Origin of the sequence: Sporosarcina trichiuri (assembly GCF_030406775.1) — a bacterium.
GTDB lineage: Bacteria > Bacillota > Bacilli > Bacillales_A > Planococcaceae > Sporosarcina > Sporosarcina trichiuri.
Genome location: NZ_CP129119.1, coordinates 1,845,349 through 1,862,009 on the forward strand (window position 1 = coordinate 1,845,349; position 16,661 = coordinate 1,862,009).

Below are 16,661 nucleotides of genomic sequence, written 5' to 3' on the forward strand. Positions count from 1 at the left end.
CCGAGCCGCCCCCTTTTAGTATTCATACGGGGCTGCAGACGATAAGGTTTCACAATCTGAGAGCTTTGCAAGGACAGCCAGGAACCGGTCCGTCTCCCGATCATCCGGGCCGTTCATGACCGCAGCCTGCAGCCAGTTGTGCTCCAATAGATAGCCGCTCTCATAGTGGGTCCGGAAGCCGTTCAGGAACAGGTCGTCGCCGAGACGCTGTGCGGACCGCCCCGGCGGCAATACGAACGTCAGGATACCGGGGCTTGCCGACTCTTCCGAAGCGAGTACGGATATACCGAGCGTCCCGGCACCTTTCCGCAGCCTGTCCGCTGTCCGGCGGAGCTGCCCGTAACGCCTGTCCGGATCTACGGACAGGTTCCTGAGCGCCTGATCGAGTGCGGCCAGTAAGTTCGACGACTGGGTGAACGGAATCCCCCCGCCCTCTTCATACAGGCCGATATCCAGATAGCGCGGCAGTCTGCGGTCCTCCTCCAGTCGCCCATTATGGAATACGAGGGCCAGGCCGGAATAGCCCGCGAGTCCTTTCCCGCTGACGGATGATGCGAAATCGACAATCCGGAGATCCAGCGGAACCGTCCCTAATGAGCTGGCGCAGTCCACCGCGACTTTCACCCCTTCATCGCGGCAGATCTGCGAAATCGTGTCCATATCATTCAGTACACCAGTCGAAGTCTCGCAGTGGACGAACCAGAGCCAATCAAATGCACCCTGATCGAGCTGGCGGCCGATTTCCTTCATCGGGAACACCTGGCCATCCTGCGTTTCGAACGCAACGAACTCCAGTCCCATCCGCTCGGCATGATCCAGCAGCCGGCGCCCGAACTCCCCGTTGACGAGGATTAATCCCTTCCCGTCGATCCTTGAAAGCTGGGCGGCGACCGCATCGTTCGCAAGCGTCCCCGTCCCCTGCAGGACATGGACATAGGCCGCCCCCGTCAGATCCGTCAGCTGCCGCTTCACTGAGCCCAGCAGACGGGTGAACGCCGGCGACCGATGGGATATCGGTTCTTCCGCAAGAGCCCGCCGGACATTCTCCGAAATCGCTGCCGGGCCCGGCAGTAAATTCACCATCGGCGTAGCAAGACGGCCCGCCGCACTTCCTTCATATGATTCCCGGGATAAAATCATCGGCACGTACTTCGCCTGTTCCGTTCCGACGGGCTCGGCGAACGGCTTGAATCCGAGGCGCCTGTACAGTTTCAATTCCCGCACCGTTCCGGAAATGACGGCGGCATCATATCCCTTTTTCAGACACCAGTTCACGAGCGCCTGCAGTATCCCGAAGAACGGCCGGCCTGTCCGGTGTTCCGGCTCCATCGCAAGCAGCCGGATTTCGACAGGCCGTTCCGGCGGATTGTTAAGGGACTGCTCGATCGGGCCGATTTTCCGATCCAATGAAAACGGCCGGGCGTCCCGGAGCGCAATCATGCCGGCGAGCTCCCCGTCTTTCATGCAAAGCAAATATGTATTTTCCTCATGATATGGATCGACGAGCTGGCGCTGATCATTCGGATCGTGCTGCGGGATCTCCTCGACGAACGTTCTGTAATTCAGCCGGTGGATCTGTTCCGCATCTTGCGGCAGTCGGGCCAGTCGGTAATAATATGTCATTCAGGCCGCCCCTTTCTATGGATGAGTGGCAGATGGCTGCGGTGGGTGACCAGCAGCAGCCCGATCAGACTGCTCGCTGCGATACCGGAAGCCGTATCATAGACGGTAAAGCAATAGGGAATGAATGCTGCGGCGGCAGCGACCCCCGCAGCAGTGGTGCGCCGCATGAACGGATACAGCACAGCAAACAGCAGGACGACCGGCACCGCCGCAAACGGGTCGAACGCCAGCAGGCCGCCTGCGAACGAAGCGGCCCCCTTTCCGCCGCGGAACCGGTGGATGGCCGGGAAGCAGTGGCCGAGCATGACTGCAAGCAGCACCAGCAGCTGCACAGCCGGACCGCATCCAAGCCAGGCGGCAGCGAGTACAGGCAGTGCACCTTTCAAAGCATCTGCCGCGAGGACTGCCGCAAACGCCCCTTTGCCGAACACCCGCCCGGCATTCCGCGCACCCGGATTCCCGCTCCCGAGTTCGCGCACCGACCGGCCGGACCGCCCGCCGGCATAGAGTGCAGGCAGCACATTGCCGAGCATATACGAGCCGATCAGCAGCAATCCGATCATCAGGGCTTCCTCCCTCACAAAGTCTGTCATCCCTCTTTCGACAAACCCCTGAACTATTCCTGTCCATGTGGCTGAAAAATCCGCGGCCGCCGCGCGGGAGCGCTCCCTTCCCCGCCGCAGCCGCTCCATTCATCGATCGTACCGCTCCATTCCGCCGCGCGACCGATCCATTCACCCATGCAATCGATCGTTCCAGAGCCGCAACCGCTCCATTCCGGCCAGCAACCGCTCCATTTCACCTCATGACCGATCCATTCCGTCCCATCAAAAAGCCCGGGCACGGAGATGTCTCCGCGCCCAGGCCACCCTTCCTTCATTCAGCTCCTATCATTCGCCTTCATAATTCATGCCCTTCTCAGGCTTCTTCAAGATGTAGGACTGTGTGTAATCTTCCTTCACTTTCATCGCCTGACGGGTGTTCGTCTCGATCGAATACTGCAGCGTGCAGGCTTGGCGGACCCGTTCCTTGAACTGATACGGACTGAGCGGCAGCTCGGCGACACTGCCGTTCCGCAGACGGACGGTTACGGTCCCGCTGCTGTTGCACACATACGTATCGACATGGCCGACCGCAAGCCAGATGCAGGCATCCGCTTTCGGCGAACACGTCGGGGTCATATAGATGCTATGTGTTTTGCTGATGCTGACCGGCGCCATGAACGTCCTGCCGAGAAGTTCATCAGCCCCTTCCGCAGCCCCTTTCAGACTGGAACCGCCCCTGCGGAGGTTGTAGTCGATAATCTCCGTCGGCCTGCTGTCCACGAACAGGATCTGGTCGCCTTCCAGAATCATCGACATCAGCCTGCCGCAGCTGTCGTAATACGGAAACAGGATACTTGTCTCTGTCGTGATCACATACTTCTCCAAAATCAACATGCGGAATCCCCCTATTCTCTTGTAAAAAACTCTTTAAAAATCAGTGAAAAGGGGTATACTAGCAAATAAGCTGGTTACCCAGTGCACTTCCGAGTGAGTCTGCCCAGACTATGACACTCGGAGGTTTCTTCGATTCACTGACCGTATCCACATCTCACCCCCTTTCGGCCCCACTGAAGTACAGGCAACATTCCGCCAACTGATCTTTCACCCAATGCCCGGCACCCGAAATGATCAGAAGGAACGATATCCCTCTATGACTGTTTCACTAATAATACTGCTATTATAGTAAATATTCCCTCCCTCGTCTACATAGAAAGGCATTATTATATAAATTTTCACTCTTTTTATACGAGTTTGTCGTTTTTCCGCCTGCCAGTCCTCCATTTCACCCCTCTTTCGCTGAAACGCGCTCCTCTCAGCATCTTTCCGTAAACTTTTCAAATCGTTAGTTTTATGGATAAATAGGGTTTCAGACCAATTAAAAAACAGACAGGGACGGCTGCAGTGCCGGTCCTGTCTGTCCGAAGCGGATAATCATCCTTTTTTGTCCTTGTTGAATTCAAGCTGTTTCTCGATACGGCCATGTTCGTTGTGGATATAGACCATCGTTCCCGTTTCCTCTGCGAGTTTCTTCGCTTCGTCAATCGCCTCGTCCTGGGATCCCGTCGTGCACACAGGCTCCTCTTCCCCTTCACGTTTCACTGCCCATTCATCACCATGCGGGACGATATGGTAGCGTGCGTCCTCGGTTCCCGCACGGTCCTCGAAATATTTCTCCTGCTCTTTGTTCATGATGATTCCTCCTTTTCCCATGATGTTCTGTTCCTTCCGTACCCGCTGCCCGCAAATCGAAACGGCTTGCTGCCCTGCTCTGCAGACCGCAGCCGGAATAGAATACAGGAAACCGGAACAGGACAAAGACAAGTTGTCACGAATAGGTACATGAGCCGCCTGTCCCGGAAATGAATGGAGGAAGCCGCCTTTCCGTTTGAAACCGTTCACTCAATTTCCCCTTTACCATGCCGCTGCAATCCTGTATTTTTAGAGGACACAACCAGTTAACTATTGTCGTGATTTGTCGAAACACTTACTAGATAGTCTGCAAGCAGATGGGAGGGAATTCAATCATATGCCACACCCGCACTACATCGAAGAAGCCAATGAATTCTGCCGGAACGCCGGGATGGATCCGGACGAATTGAGCAGACCGAAGAATTTCCTGGATGATGCAGGATTCCAGGCGCGCAGCCGATCCTATAAAGAGATTTTATCCGTCGTCCGCTTTTTCTCGGAGAAGCTGCTCGATTCGCTTGCCGGCACACCGATCCTCGTGGTCGTATCCGACGCAAACGGATATCTGCTCTCCGTAGAAGGGGATGAAACCATCAAGTCGACGATCACCGAACTCGGGATCACGCCAGGAAGTCTGTTCAAAATCGAGGACACCGGCACGAACGTGGTCAGCCTGTCCCTGCAGCAGCCCCACCCGATCAGCATCATCGGTGACCAGCACTACCACACCTTCCTTCACGGCATCGCCTGCTACGGTTCAGCATTCCGCTACATGGACGAACAGCAGCTGCTCGGCAGTCTCTCCATCATGATGCCGATCGACTTCCAAAATCCCCTGTTCCTGTCCATGCTTGCCCAAGTCGTCGACACGATCGAACGCGAACTGCAGCTCCGCAAGCAGAACCGCAAGCTGCTCATCCTGAACCAGATCATGCTCAGCCGCACGAGGAACGGGATTGTCGTGACGGACGAACACGGCATCACACTGGAGTTCAACGACTTTGCCCAGCAGCTGTCCGGCAATGCCCGGGAAGATGTCGTCGGAAGGAATATCCAGGATTCCCCGCTGACAGGCAATTACTTCGCGGAAGTACTGAACCGCGGGGCAGTCTTCGAAAATGAGGAACTGAAATTCCTGGACGGCACCGGCAATCCGGTCGTCTGCCTGTTCGACGCCCAGCCGATCTACCAAGGCGGTACAATGATCGGGGCATTCGGCCAGTTCCGCGACATTACAGATCGGTACCTGCTGCAGGAACAATACAATTACCTCGCCTACCACGATGATCTGACAGACCTGCCGAACCGCAGATTCCTGAATAAGCAGCTTGAGGAGGTCATTCCGAAATTGGCGGACGGGCGTGTCCGGAACGCCGCATTGCTGTTCCTCGACTTGGATCGTTTCAAGGTCATCAACGACAATTTCGGCCATTCGTACGGTGATCAGCTGCTGCAGCAAGTGAGCCGCCGGCTGCTTCCGTTCGTCAGGAAATCCGATGTCCTCGCGCGGATGGGCGGCGACGAATTCATCCTGCTTCTGACCGGTTTCACGTCATGTGACGATGTGACGGCGCTCGCACACGAAATGTGCCGCGTCCTGGAGGAACCGATCGTCGTCAACGGCCGGGAACTGATCACGACCGCAAGTATCGGTGTTGCGCTGTATCCCGACTATCCAATCACGAAGGAGCAGTTCCTGCTGAATGCCGACAATGCGATGTACGAAGCGAAGTCGTTAGGGAAGAACCGTTATGTCGTCCACACCCCTGAACTTCTGGAATCGATGAAGGCCGAATCGAGTCTCACCTTCGATTTACGGAGAGCTGTGGAAGAAGAGGAATTCATCCTCCATTACCAGCCGCAAGTCCATAACTGGACCGGTGAACTGGTCGGGTTCGAGGCGCTCGTCCGCTGGGAGCATCCATCGCTCGGCCTCCTGCCGCCAGACCGGTTCATCGATCTGGCAGAAGAGAGCGGTCTGATCACACTGCTGGGAGAGTGGGTGCTCGAGGAAGCGTGCAAGCGGAACAAACAGTGGCAGGACGAGGGAAGGACACCCGTCAAGATGTCCGTCAATCTGTCTGCCCAGCAGTTCATGACCCGCAATATCGTCGGATTGGTGCGTACTGTTCTCACCCGCACCGGTCTTGAGCCTCGGTATCTCGTCATCGAGATCACCGAATACATGGCCATGGATTACAACTATGCGGTGGATGTGCTGCATGATCTGAAAGCGCTCGGCGTCGGCATCAGCATCGACGACTTCGGCACCGGCTACAGTTCGCTGAATCATCTGAAGAACCTGCCCATCGACTATATCAAGGTCGACAAATCGTTTGTGGATGAACTGACGGATGACAATAATGACGCCATCATCGTCAATGCCATCATTTCCATGGCACACAGCCTGAAGAAGGAAGTGATTGCAGAAGGCGTGGAGACCGCAGAGCAGCTGGAGTCCCTGAAACAGCAGTATTGTGACATTTCGCAAGGCTTCCTGTTCGGGAAACCGCTGCCTGCTGCACAGATCGAGTCGTCCTATTATCGTCCGACTACTTGATAAAGGAGTCTTCCCTATGACAACAGCAGCAGCCGTTTTGACTGCCAACTTCAAACATTGGGGTGTCCGCCACGTATTCGGAATACCAGGGAAGGCGATTTCCCCGATCCTCTTCGCCCTTCTGGAAGAAGAGATGGAATTTGTCCTCAGCAAGCATGAAGCGGCTGCCGGTTATGAAGCGGCCGGCTATTCCCTCATGAACGGAAGCATAGGGGTTGCAGTCGGGACATCGGGACCCGGCGGGACGAATCTTCTGTCGGCAGCGGGCCAGGCGAAAGCCTTCTGCGTGCCGCTGCTTCTGATCACTGGACATCCGTCCGCGAAGGACACCGGCAAACCGATGGGCCAGGATTCCAGCCTGTTCGGCACGGACCTGACCGCGCTGTTCGGCCATGTGACGAAATTCAGCGCCCGCATCGACCGTGCCGATCTGCTCAGACCGATGCTGCAGCATGCCCTCGAGAAGGCAGTGGAAGGCGTACAGGGGCCGGTCCACCTGTCCATCCCGTTCGACGTTCTCCTGGAAGAGATCGAGCCGTTCATACTTGAATTCCCTGCCCCCCACCCGCTTATCTCGCCCGACCTGGAAATGGCCGCCGGTCTGATCGATTCCGCTGAACGGCCCGTCCTGTTTCTCGGGAAGGGGGTCCATGCAAGCCGTGCATACAAAGAAGTCAGGCATCTGGCGGAGTATTACGGGATACCGGTCATCACGACGCCCGGCGGCAAAGGGACGTTCCCTTCGAACCATGAGCTGGCACTCGGCGCATTCGGACTGGGCGGCACCCCGGAAGCCGCGGCCTATCTGCAGGAGCCCGCTGACCTGATGATCGTCATCGGCACACAGCTGAGTGATATGTCCGTCGCCGGATTGACGGAACCGATGTACCCGGAACGGATCCTCCACTTCGATTACAATCGGGAATTCATCGACAAGTCACTGCCGGTGCCCGCCATCCCGATTCTCGGGGACATCCGGGCGAACCTGTCGAGAATGATGGCAGACAAGCCGGCAGCGGACAGCGGATCGTTCCTCTTCCCTCCGAGAAGACCTGCTCTGCCGGTCACTGTGCCCGGCGAACGCATGTCCGCAGTGTCCGCCGTCTCGGCGATGCGCCTCGCACTGCCGGATGAAGCAATCGTCTTCGGGGATGACGGCAGCCATTCGTTCTACGGCATCCAGAATTTCGACATCGCAAAGGCCGGCACGTTCTTCTTCGATGATATTTTCGGTGCGATGGGCAATGGGCTCGGCTACGCAATTGGGGCGAAGCTGGCGGCGCCCGGCAAGACCATCGTCTGCCTCGTCGGAGACGGCTGCCTGTTCATGCACGGCACAGAACTGTCGACCGCCCAGAACTATGACGCCGCCGTCCTGTTCGTCGTCCTGAACAACGGCTGTCTCGATATGGTGGAAAAAGGGATGCGCAAGATGATCGGCACCTCCATCGGCGGTACATACGAAACACCGCTCGACGCCGCGGCGTTCGCCCGTTCGATGGGCGTCTGTGCGGAAACATGCCGGACACCGGACGAGACAGCGGAAGCCATCGAAGAGGCACTGCTCACGATCCGGCGCACGAAAAAACCGGCGGTCGTCGAGGTGCTCGTCGACCAGAACGAAATACCACCGACAATGGGGAGGCAATGATATGGATCTGAACGGACGATACGAAGAAGGCGAACGGGTCATGGAGGAATTGTTCCCGCCCGACACCCTCGCTTATATGGAACACATCAAAGATGCTTCACCGAAAATGTGGGATATGATCGTCGGTTTCGGCTTCGGCGAGCTGTACACTGGCAGTCTGCTGTCCTTGAAGACACGCGAAATCATCACATTGACGACGCTCATCACACAAGGCGCGTTCGACCAGCTGCGCGTCCATATGCCGGCCGCCCTCCGCTCGGGGCTGACCGAGGACGAGATCAAGGAACTGATCATCCACTGCATCGGTTACACCGGTTTCCCGAAAGCCGTCCAGGCAATGGGCCTGGCTGCCGAAGTGTTTGCGGAAACCGCCGAGGAAACGATCTGAACCCAAACAACGCACACCGGCGGCCGGTGTGCGTTGTTTTCATGTGAAGCTGCAGGGAGGTGGGGTGTATCGGACAAATCGTGTTGGGTATCGGACATTTGGCGTGCAGTATCGGACACTTCATCGGAAGTATCGGACATTTGGGTCAAACTATCGGACACTTCACCGAATTTATCGGCATCCGGGCACAATTCCAGCAGCTTCCGCTCAAAAACGGAACCCCCATGCCAGCTTCGGCATGGGGGTTTGATTCCTATTGAGGCACCGTTTCTTCCGGAGTATCTTCCGTGAACAGATCAGGTGAGACTCTGCGCTTCACACGCATCGCAACGACATACACGAGGATTGATGCAATCAATGACTGGACAGCCGGCAGCCCCATCGGATAGGCATACTGCGTCAGGTAGCCGATCAGCACACCGGCTGCGACCGCAATCGTCGCCATCCAGTTCCAGCCCGGAATGGCTGCCCACTTCTGCTTGCGGATGATGAAGAAATCCCCCATCATCACGCCGGCGATCGCCGGGTACAACAACGCCGTCAGATACAGGAAGTCCTCAAAGTACTGAAGGATTCCGGCGAGCGCCACGATGATCGCGAGGATTGTCCCTGCCAATGTCAGCAGCGCCCGGCCCTTACTGGAGTTGACGTTGAGCAGGTTCGCAAGTGCCAGCCCCATACTGTAATTGTTCACGAGCTGGGATGTCCAGGTGGCGAGCCATAAGATCAGGAAGCCCCAGAACGGGAATCCGAGGTTCATCATCACATTGACGATGTCCGCGTCGCCCACCCCGACAGACATGATCGCCCCGACGATGAAGAGCGGGAATCCGATGACCGCGATGCCGCTCGGGATGATCCAGTTATCCCGCCATACCGGCCGGGCATAACGGGTATAGTCGGAGGCGATCACCCACTGGGATACGTTGACGCCGATGACCAGGCTGATTCCTGCGAGCACGGTCATTGTCGGCTCGGGGTTCCATTCCATGATTTCATGGAGCCCCGTATTTTTCATCGTCAGGTAGATCCCGCCGATGATGAGCAGCAGACCGGACGGCACTGCCAGGTAATCCGTCCATTTCATCGAGTTGTAGCCGATGATCGACGGGAGGGCGAACAGAAGACCCGCAACCGTTGTCACAAGCGCCCAGCCGAACCAGTTCGTTTCATAGTCGATGCCGAACATGGCCGACATCGCATTCCCGGCAACTGCTGTCTGCAGCGCCCACCAGCCGAGGGATACAATGAAGATGGTGAAACCGACGATCACCCGTGCCTGCACAGTCCCGAAACTTGACTTGGCGATGACGGAAGACGAACGTCCCGTCTTCGCACCGATATAGCCTTGAAGGGCATTGCCGACCCATTGGAATCCGAACAATCCGATGATGAGGATCAACAGGATCTTGCTCATCCCGAAACTTGCGGTCAGGGACGCGCCGACCATCAGTACCGGAATCGTGAATTCCAGGCCGCCGAAGATGACTGCGGGTGTCAGCCAGTGCTGCCGCTGATCTTCCGGTACCGGCGCCAGCGCATTATCCTGTCCTAATATATCGCCGCTTGGTTTTTTGCTTTCCTGTACAGTTGCCATTTCTCCACTTCCCTCTCCCTTCGCCGGCCCCTTACACTTTTATTAGTGAAAAGACCAATTCCACAGGCTCATCTCCATCATTCCTGCACCAATGTGCTTCTCCTGCGGGGATTAATGAAGCTTCCCCTGCGCGGATTTCAAAAGGATTTCCGCCGGATTCACCGGACAAGGATCCCTTGATGATGTAGGAATACTCATGCTCTTCATGGAAGGTCGTCCCTTCCGCAGGCAGGCGCTCCCCTGCCGGAATGCTGACGAATCCGAATTTCACGTCAGCCCCTGGGTATTGATCGGCAAAGAGATTCTGTACAATTTCCGCTGTCTGCTGTTTCGCTGTTTTTTCCATATGGTGAATCCCCCTTTATTTCCTGATGTCCATTTCTTCGTAGCCGTATGTCGTTTCATCCACCTGGACCCCAAACACCGTACGCGCTTCGTCTGCTGTGAAATACCCGTTCTTGACATCACGGGCCACCTGCCCTGCATCGCGCTCGAGCGGGTCACCGCAGCCGCCGCCAGTTCCCGTGACGAGCCGGACGACATCCCCTTTGTTCAGCGGGTACCGCGGGTATACTCCGAACGGGCCGTCCGTCGTCCCATCTGTCTTGTCGACAAAGAACTCGTTCGGCGAACCATCATGGCCCTTTCCGATCCCCCATGGCTTGTATTGGTTGCGGCCGTACGTGACGGTGACTGCCTGGCCGTCCGTCATTGCCCGGTAGGAACGGGTGACTCCTTTTCCGCCCACGAATTCCCCTGCACCGGTTCCGTCCCGGTCCTCACGCAGACTGTATTCATCCAGCATGACGCCGTACCGGGTTTCCGCCACTTCCACCGGGACGTTGTATGTTTCCCCATCCCCCATGCAGAACTGTCCGGAGGCACCGTCGTTCCGATTGGAGGCACCCCATCCGCCGACGGATGGCTCGACAATCAGGAACGGTTCATCGGTATCGTGGTGGACACCAGAGAGGGTCACCGAACAGACAGACAGGAAGTGGCCGGCGTTCAGACGGTCCGGCAAGTGCGGGGCCATCGCTTTCCATACGAGGTCGAGGCTGCCGAGCAGGGTCTCGAAATAGTTGGAGACCGGCACCGGCCGCTCTGCGGACATGATGGATTTCGGGTCTGTGATGATGCGCAGCGGACGGAAGACACCGTCGTTGACGTCCTGTTCCGGATTCGTGATGGCCAGGAAGATGGCACGCACCGCGGAGGTCAGACCGGTTTTCGAGCAGTTCATCGGTCCCGGCACCTGCGGCGAACTTCCTCTGAAGTCGCAGATGAATTCATCATCCGTGATGGTCACCTTGACCTTGATCGGGAACGGTCCGTTGCCGAAGCCATCCGTATCGATGAAGTCCTCGGCATAGAAGTCCCCTTTCGGCAGCTTCTTCAGCTCTTCCCGGGCCATGATCTCACCGTGATCGAGCAAGTAGTCGATCGCCGCAAGGATCGTTCCGGTCGTATGCTTGCGGCACAGCTCGTTCACACGGCGGCCGCCTGTTTTCAATGCTGCCACCTGCGCCCACATATCGCCGAGCGAGAGATCCGGGAACCGGACGTTCGCGCGGATCATCTCCACCAGCACGTCGTTCAGCCTGCCTGCGTCATACAGCTTCAGGCAGGAGAACTGCAGTCCCTCCTGAAAGATATCGACGGAATCATTCGTGAAGGAGCCCGGGTCTTTCCCTCCGACCTCGGTCCAGTGCGCCTTGTTGGCGGAGAAGGCGATCAGTTCGCCGTCCACGAAAATCGGCATAACGAGCCCCACATCGGACAGGTGGGACCCGCCGCCCCGGTATGGATCATTGATGATGATGATATCTCCCTCTTGCAGCTGGTCGCCGGGGTACTTGGCCAGCGTCTCTTTCACCATGAACGTCAGCATGCCGATGAATCCGGTGACGCCATTCCCCTGTGTCAGCAAGTTGCCCTTGGCATCTGTCAAACCGCTCGCATAGTCAAGCACTTCATAGATAATCGGGCTCATCGACGTCCGGGCGAGTGCTGCGAACATCTCATCTCCAGTTGCCAGAAGCGAATCTTTCACGATTTCCAAAGTGAACGGGTCGAGTGTGGTCGTTTTCGTCATGTCAGTTCTCCTCCTTCACGATGATCAGGTTGCCGTACTCGTCCGCATGCAGGTTCTGCTGCTTGTAGATCAATGTGACTGCCGCTTTTTCCTCGATGACGGCAGGTCCTTGGACTGTGGCGTTTGTCGGCAGCAGTTCCCGGTCATAGACGTTGGTCTGCACCCAGCCGTCCTCCTCGAAATAGACGGCGCGCTCTTCTTTCAGTGCGTCCTCCAGCGTCCCTTCCTTGATCTGTTTCTTGATTTGCGGTTTCTCCACTTTTCCGAATGCCGTGACGTGCAGGTTGACGATCTCCGTCTGGGCCTCTTCCAGCTTGAATGTGTAATTCTTTTCATGGAGGGCATGGAAATCCCGGATGGCCCGCTGCTTGCTGTCTTCTGTCCACTTGTCTGCATCCACCGGCACTTTCACGGTATGCTCCTGCCCCAGGTACCGCATGTCCGCGAATCTGTGGAATTCCACACGGTCTGCCGGCATGGCTTCCCCTTCGAACTGTGCCAGGGCCTGGTCTTCGATGGACTTCCAAGCCGCATTGATGGTCTCTTCTGTCAGCTCATCCATCCGCTTGATGTACGTTTTGATGTAGTCATGGCGCAGATCGGTCAGCAGCATGCCCCAGGCCGAGAACACCGGGGACGCAATCGGCACGACCACTTTCTTCACGCCGAGTTCGAGCGCGAGTGCCGGCGCGTGCATGGAGCCCCCGCCGCCGAACGCAAGCAGTGTGAAGTCCTGCGGGTTGTGGCCTTTCCGGATGGAAATCAGTTTCAGGGCATTCAGCATATTGGAATTCGCAATCCGGATGATGCCGAGCGCCGCCTCTTCCGCCGTCATGCCGAACCGTTCCCCGATCTTCGACTGCACCGCAGCTCCGACCGCCTCCAGATCGACTTCATAATCGAAGTTCTTCGCCGACAGACGCCCCGTCAGCAAGTTCGCATCGGTCGTCGTCGGCTCCGTGCCCCCCTGCCCGTATGCGATCGGTCCCGGATAGGCACCTGCGGACTGGGGTCCGACTTTCAGGGATCCCGCTTGGTCGATCCAGGCGATCGATCCGCCCCCGTTTCCGATTTCCACGATATCGACAACCGGCGTCTTAATAGGATATCCGGCATGACGGTTGTCCCGTTCGATATAGTAATCCGTCGATACTTTGACTTCGCCGTTTTCGATCAATGAACATTTCGCTGTCGTTCCGCCGATATCGAAGGCGATGATGTTCTCCTCGCCGATCATTTCACCAAGGACCGCGGCGCCGAAGATGCCAGCCACCGGTCCGGATTCGACCATGCTGATCGGTGTTTCCTTGGCACTGTCGAATGTCGTGGTCCCGCCGTTCGACTGCATGATATACCGGTTCTCCACACCGCTTTCCGCCTTCAGTTCCGACTCCAGACGATTGATGTACGAAGTCGCGGCCGGCTGGACGTACGCGTTCAGCACCGTCGTATTCGTCCGCTCATATTCCCGCCATTCCTGGGCGATATCGCTGGAAATCGTCACTTTCACGTCCGGCCAGAGTTCCTTTATCCATGCCGCCGTCTGCTGTTCGTGTTCAGGATTGGCATAGGCATGCAAGTAGGACACTGCGATCGCTTCAACACCCTCTTTCTTGAAGTGCTCGACACATCGGCGGACGTCCTCCCGCTCGAGGGAAGTCAGGACACGGCCCTTGTAATCCAGCCGTTCCTCCACTTCCAGACGAAGATGACGCTCCACGAACGGCTCCGGCTTCCGATAGTTCACATTGAACAGATCCGGCCGGTTCCCCCGGGCGATCTCCAGGACATCCCGGAACCCTTTCGTCGTGACCAAGCCCGTCTTCGCGCCTTTCCGCTCCGTCAGTGCGTTGATGATCACCGTTGTCCCGTGGATGAACATCGACAGCTGTTTCTGGTCGATGCCGCTTTTCCGGATGACGTCGAGTACTCCTTTTTCGAAGTTCGGAGGGGTCGTGCTGCTTTTCGCTACGCCGATTTCACCGTTTTCATTCACATATACCAAATCTGTAAACGTACCGCCGATATCTGTTGCCACTCTCATTGCGAACACTCCTTCTTAAAATATAGTTGGGGTCACGACGCTGAGCACCGTACTCTCGGTCTCCAGAGGATTTTCCCACTGGTGGATCATGCTGGACGGAAAATGGATCGTATCCCCTTCAAGCAGATGGTGTTTTTCATTGTTCAAGTAGAAGATGACCTCTCCCTGGAGCACGTAATAGAATTCCTCGCCGCTGTGGCTGTAGGAATGCTCTTCATGCATCCTTGGCGGGAGCGTCACTTTCAGCGGTTCCAGCCGCCGGTTGCTGAATGTGCCCGTCAGCCGTGCGTAGGTCTGACTTCCTTTTCCTGTCGTGAACGGATGCTGGTCTTCGCTACGCACCACGAAATGCCGGACTTCCTCTTCGTCTTGGAAAAAATAGTTGATGTGGATGCCGAGCGCATCTGAAATCTTTTTCAAGGAACTGATGGACAGCGAGGAAGCCCCTCTTTCGATCTGCGATAAAAAGCTGAGTGACAGGCCTGTCTGATCGCTCATCTCCTTCAGCGTCAGGCTTCTTTCGACTCGTAGAGCTTTGATGCGGGTATGAAGTTCTTCCAAGATTACAACCTCCGATTACTGTGTGAGTGTAATTTTTATGACTATAGCATAATTATATGGCAGAATGCAATATAAAATTTGAATTATCTAAAATAATATATTTGTGAAAGTATTTATATATTGCAACAATAGATATATTTACATGAAGATGTTCAGGCGAGAGAGACCAGGAGTAATCGTTTTGAAATTCGATACCAACCGTAAAGCCGGGCTTCAATATCGCACGCTTCGCCGTAGATATCGGACATTTGGCGTGCAGTATCGGACAGTTCATCGGAAGTATCGGACATTTCGGACAAACTATCGGACACTTCACCGAATTTATCGGCATCCGGACACAATTCCAGGTCCATCACTTGCCACCGGTCGCGTCTGTGGTAGGATTAGAGAAAATGAGCGGAAAGTGAGTGATATGCATGCAGATCGATCTGACGAAGGAGCAGTACCGGCATATGCTGGACATGCTGTGTTTAGGGGAATGGACCGCAAACGGCGTCCGGCTGTACGAGGATCGCCTCACGTGTTACGACGACATGCTCCGGACATTTTGTGCACATGCGGAGGCATTCGGCTTCGGCGACCTGGTCTCCTACGATGCCGAAGCGGCTGCGTATTATCCGAACGACGCCTATGAACAGGAGATGCGTCCGATTGTGGACCAATATAATAACGCTGTATTCTGGCAGGAGCTCGTGAACCGGATGGCGGCCAAGGAGGCACTGCAGGCGGGATACGGGTTCCTGTCCGAAGAGGCATATACACGTGCCAAAAGTCAGGCCGAACTCGCATACGAACAGGAATTCAAGCAGAACGGACTGCGTCACGTGCAAGTGGCCAAGCCAAAAAATGACTGACATAGGCAGGATAACTCTGCGGCTCAGCCATGTGGTCAGATAGAATATTCACAGGATTTTATTTTCTTATATCTTCTTTTGGCCCTTGCATGATAATATGGAAGAAAAAGCATGGGGAAAGGGGAAAGGTGAATGAGATGAATTTCACACAACTAGAACAGCAGCTTGGTCTGCTGGCAGGCGGTTCGACAGGTAACGTTTCCATCTGTGTCCGGACGCCGGACGGCACGATCGCCATCGGAGCCGATGACGTCAAGCGGTCAGCCAGCGTCCTGAAAGTTCCAATTGCGATGGCCTGCCTGGCTGCCGTCGACCGCGGTGAGCTGCATTTGGACACACGCCTCCCCATCCATGAGCCTGTCGGCGGCTCGGGTGTTCTTGCCTACATGAGCGGGTTCGGGGAGATCAGTCTGCTGAATGCCATCACGCTATCGATCATCGTGTCCGACAACACGGCGGCGAATCTCGTCATCGAGCATACCGGCCTCGACCGGATCCAATCGTTTTTCAATGAAGTCGGCGCGGCCGGTTCCAAGCTGACCCGCAAGTTCATGGATTACGATGCCCTTGCGCTCGGGCTGGAAAACGTCGCAACTGCCCGGGATATGGTGCGGTTCCTCGAATGCCTGGACCCGGCCAGCAAGCATCTGTCAATGAAAAGCAAGCAGCAGCTGAAAACGATCATGCGGGATCAGCAGCTCATCGACAAACTGCCTGCCTATCAGCCGATTTTCGATGAAACGCTGATCATCGGCAACAAGACCGGCACTCTTCCCGGCACCGAGCATGATATCGCCTATTTCGAAAATGACCGGATGCGTGTGGATCTGGCCGTGCTCACGACCGACTGGCAGTATAATCACGACGGCCAGCAGACCATCGCCCAGATCGGCCGCCTCATCATCGACTATATGTCAGCGGAAACACTGTCACCGGATGACAGTTCGTCACTCGAGCCGCTCGCCCGATGAATGCAACCCCCTCCACCCAGCAGGATGGAGGGGGTTTCCTATGGCTCCGCAGGCATTCCCCTTCAGCGGAAGGACGTATTATC

General features: G+C 56.3%; 15 protein-coding genes. 5 read left to right on the plus strand and 10 right to left on the minus strand.

The window, feature by feature from the left end; all coding sequences use genetic code 11:
- Positions 1 to 15: 15 nt before the first annotated feature.
- The 4 genes from QWT68_RS09500 to QWT68_RS09515 form a co-directional block, all read right to left on the minus strand.
- Positions 16 to 1,623 carry an aminotransferase class V-fold PLP-dependent enzyme gene (locus tag QWT68_RS09500; protein WP_290148088.1) on the minus strand — a complete coding sequence of 536 codons (1,608 nt, stop codon included), beginning with the start codon at positions 1,621 to 1,623 and terminating at the stop codon, positions 16 to 18.
- A complete protein-coding gene (locus QWT68_RS09505) occupies positions 1,620 to 2,186 on the minus strand; it encodes a glycerol-3-phosphate acyltransferase (RefSeq protein WP_290148089.1) in 567 nt (188 codons plus the stop codon). Before QWT68_RS09505 ends, QWT68_RS09500 begins: the two co-directional genes overlap by 4 nt.
- A 327-nt stretch (positions 2,187 to 2,513) precedes the next feature.
- On the minus strand, positions 2,514 to 3,062 hold the full coding sequence (locus tag QWT68_RS09510) for a competence protein ComK (RefSeq protein ID WP_290148090.1): 549 nt from the start codon (positions 3,060 to 3,062) through the stop codon (positions 2,514 to 2,516).
- 537 nt (positions 3,063 to 3,599) lie between these two features.
- Positions 3,600 to 3,857 carry a DUF2188 domain-containing protein gene (locus QWT68_RS09515; protein ID WP_290148091.1) on the minus strand — a complete coding sequence of 86 codons (258 nt, stop codon included), beginning with the start codon at positions 3,855 to 3,857 and terminating at the stop codon, positions 3,600 to 3,602.
- A gap of 337 nt (positions 3,858 to 4,194) precedes the next feature.
- Here QWT68_RS09515 and QWT68_RS09520 point away from each other — a divergent pair, with 337 nt between their 5' ends.
- From QWT68_RS09520 to QWT68_RS09530, 3 genes are read left to right on the plus strand one after another with little or no spacing between them, the layout of a single operon-like run.
- A complete protein-coding gene (locus tag QWT68_RS09520) occupies positions 4,195 to 6,417 on the plus strand; it encodes a putative bifunctional diguanylate cyclase/phosphodiesterase (protein WP_290148092.1) in 2,223 nt (740 codons plus the stop codon).
- A 16-nt stretch (positions 6,418 to 6,433) separates the two neighbouring features.
- Positions 6,434 to 8,068 (plus strand): thiamine pyrophosphate-binding protein, encoded by a 1,635-nt coding sequence (locus tag QWT68_RS09525; RefSeq protein WP_290148093.1) that lies wholly within the window; start codon positions 6,434 to 6,436, stop codon positions 8,066 to 8,068.
- Between the two features lies 1 nt (position 8,069).
- Entirely contained in the window at positions 8,070 to 8,456 is a 387-nt protein-coding gene (locus tag QWT68_RS09530) for a carboxymuconolactone decarboxylase family protein (protein WP_290148094.1), read from the plus strand.
- Positions 8,457 to 8,709: 253 nt separating this feature from the next.
- Here QWT68_RS09530 and QWT68_RS09535 read toward each other — a convergent pair whose 3' ends face one another.
- From QWT68_RS09535 to QWT68_RS09560, 6 genes are all read right to left on the minus strand, one after another.
- Positions 8,710 to 10,053, minus strand: coding sequence for a purine-cytosine permease family protein (locus QWT68_RS09535; protein ID WP_290148095.1), 1,344 nt, complete (start codon positions 10,051 to 10,053; stop codon positions 8,710 to 8,712).
- A 31-nt stretch (positions 10,054 to 10,084) separates the two neighbouring features.
- Positions 10,085 to 10,399, minus strand: a complete 315-nt coding sequence (locus tag QWT68_RS09540) for a cupin domain-containing protein (protein ID WP_290148096.1) — start codon at positions 10,397 to 10,399, stop codon at positions 10,085 to 10,087.
- Positions 10,400 to 10,414: 15 nt separating this feature from the next.
- Positions 10,415 to 12,148: a hydantoinase B/oxoprolinase family protein gene (locus QWT68_RS09545; protein ID WP_290148097.1), complete on the minus strand. Its 1,734-nt coding sequence runs from the start codon at positions 12,146 to 12,148 to the stop codon at positions 10,415 to 10,417.
- A gap of 1 nt (position 12,149) precedes the next feature.
- Entirely contained in the window at positions 12,150 to 14,192 is a 2,043-nt protein-coding gene (locus QWT68_RS09550) for a hydantoinase/oxoprolinase family protein (RefSeq protein WP_290148098.1), read from the minus strand.
- Between the two features lie 15 nt (positions 14,193 to 14,207).
- The gene (locus QWT68_RS09555; protein WP_290148100.1) at positions 14,208 to 14,753 is read right to left on the minus strand and encodes a helix-turn-helix domain-containing protein; all 546 of its coding nucleotides are present in this window, start codon (positions 14,751 to 14,753) and stop codon (positions 14,208 to 14,210) included.
- A gap of 152 nt (positions 14,754 to 14,905) precedes the next feature.
- A complete protein-coding gene (locus tag QWT68_RS09560) occupies positions 14,906 to 15,106 on the minus strand; it encodes a hypothetical protein (protein ID WP_290148101.1) in 201 nt (66 codons plus the stop codon).
- Positions 15,107 to 15,169: 63 nt separating this feature from the next.
- Here QWT68_RS09560 and QWT68_RS09565 point away from each other — a divergent pair, with 63 nt between their 5' ends.
- Together QWT68_RS09565 and QWT68_RS09570 are read left to right on the plus strand one after the other, a co-directional pair.
- Entirely contained in the window at positions 15,170 to 15,607 is a 438-nt protein-coding gene (locus QWT68_RS09565; RefSeq protein ID WP_290148102.1) for a hypothetical protein, read from the plus strand.
- A gap of 137 nt (positions 15,608 to 15,744) precedes the next feature.
- Entirely contained in the window at positions 15,745 to 16,578 is an 834-nt protein-coding gene (locus QWT68_RS09570) for a serine hydrolase (protein ID WP_290148103.1), read from the plus strand.
- Positions 16,579 to 16,661 lie beyond the last annotated feature (83 nt).

Excerpts from the sequence above, each read along its gene's own strand:
- QWT68_RS09500 (WP_290148088.1), bottom strand. The coding sequence starts at position 1,623 with ATGACATATTATTACCGACTGGCCCGACTGCCGCAAGATGCGGAACAG.
- QWT68_RS09505 (WP_290148089.1), bottom strand. The coding sequence starts at position 2,186 with ATGATCGGATTGCTGCTGATCGGCTCGTATATGCTCGGCAATGTGCTG.
- QWT68_RS09510 (WP_290148090.1), bottom strand. The coding sequence starts at position 3,062 with ATGTTGATTTTGGAGAAGTATGTGATCACGACAGAGACAAGTATCCTG.
- QWT68_RS09515 (WP_290148091.1), bottom strand. The coding sequence starts at position 3,857 with ATGAACAAAGAGCAGGAGAAATATTTCGAGGACCGTGCGGGAACCGAG.
- QWT68_RS09520 (WP_290148092.1), top strand. The coding sequence starts at position 4,195 with ATGCCACACCCGCACTACATCGAAGAAGCCAATGAATTCTGCCGGAAC.
- QWT68_RS09525 (WP_290148093.1), top strand. The coding sequence starts at position 6,434 with ATGACAACAGCAGCAGCCGTTTTGACTGCCAACTTCAAACATTGGGGT.
- QWT68_RS09530 (WP_290148094.1), top strand. The coding sequence starts at position 8,070 with ATGGATCTGAACGGACGATACGAAGAAGGCGAACGGGTCATGGAGGAA.
- QWT68_RS09535 (WP_290148095.1), bottom strand. The coding sequence starts at position 10,053 with ATGGCAACTGTACAGGAAAGCAAAAAACCAAGCGGCGATATATTAGGA.
- QWT68_RS09540 (WP_290148096.1), bottom strand. The coding sequence starts at position 10,399 with ATGGAAAAAACAGCGAAACAGCAGACAGCGGAAATTGTACAGAATCTC.
- QWT68_RS09545 (WP_290148097.1), bottom strand. The coding sequence starts at position 12,148 with ATGACGAAAACGACCACACTCGACCCGTTCACTTTGGAAATCGTGAAA.
- QWT68_RS09550 (WP_290148098.1), bottom strand. The coding sequence starts at position 14,192 with ATGAGAGTGGCAACAGATATCGGCGGTACGTTTACAGATTTGGTATAT.
- QWT68_RS09560 (WP_290148101.1), bottom strand. The coding sequence starts at position 15,106 with ATGGACCTGGAATTGTGTCCGGATGCCGATAAATTCGGTGAAGTGTCC.
- QWT68_RS09565 (WP_290148102.1), top strand. The coding sequence starts at position 15,170 with ATGCAGATCGATCTGACGAAGGAGCAGTACCGGCATATGCTGGACATG.
- QWT68_RS09570 (WP_290148103.1), top strand. The coding sequence starts at position 15,745 with ATGAATTTCACACAACTAGAACAGCAGCTTGGTCTGCTGGCAGGCGGT.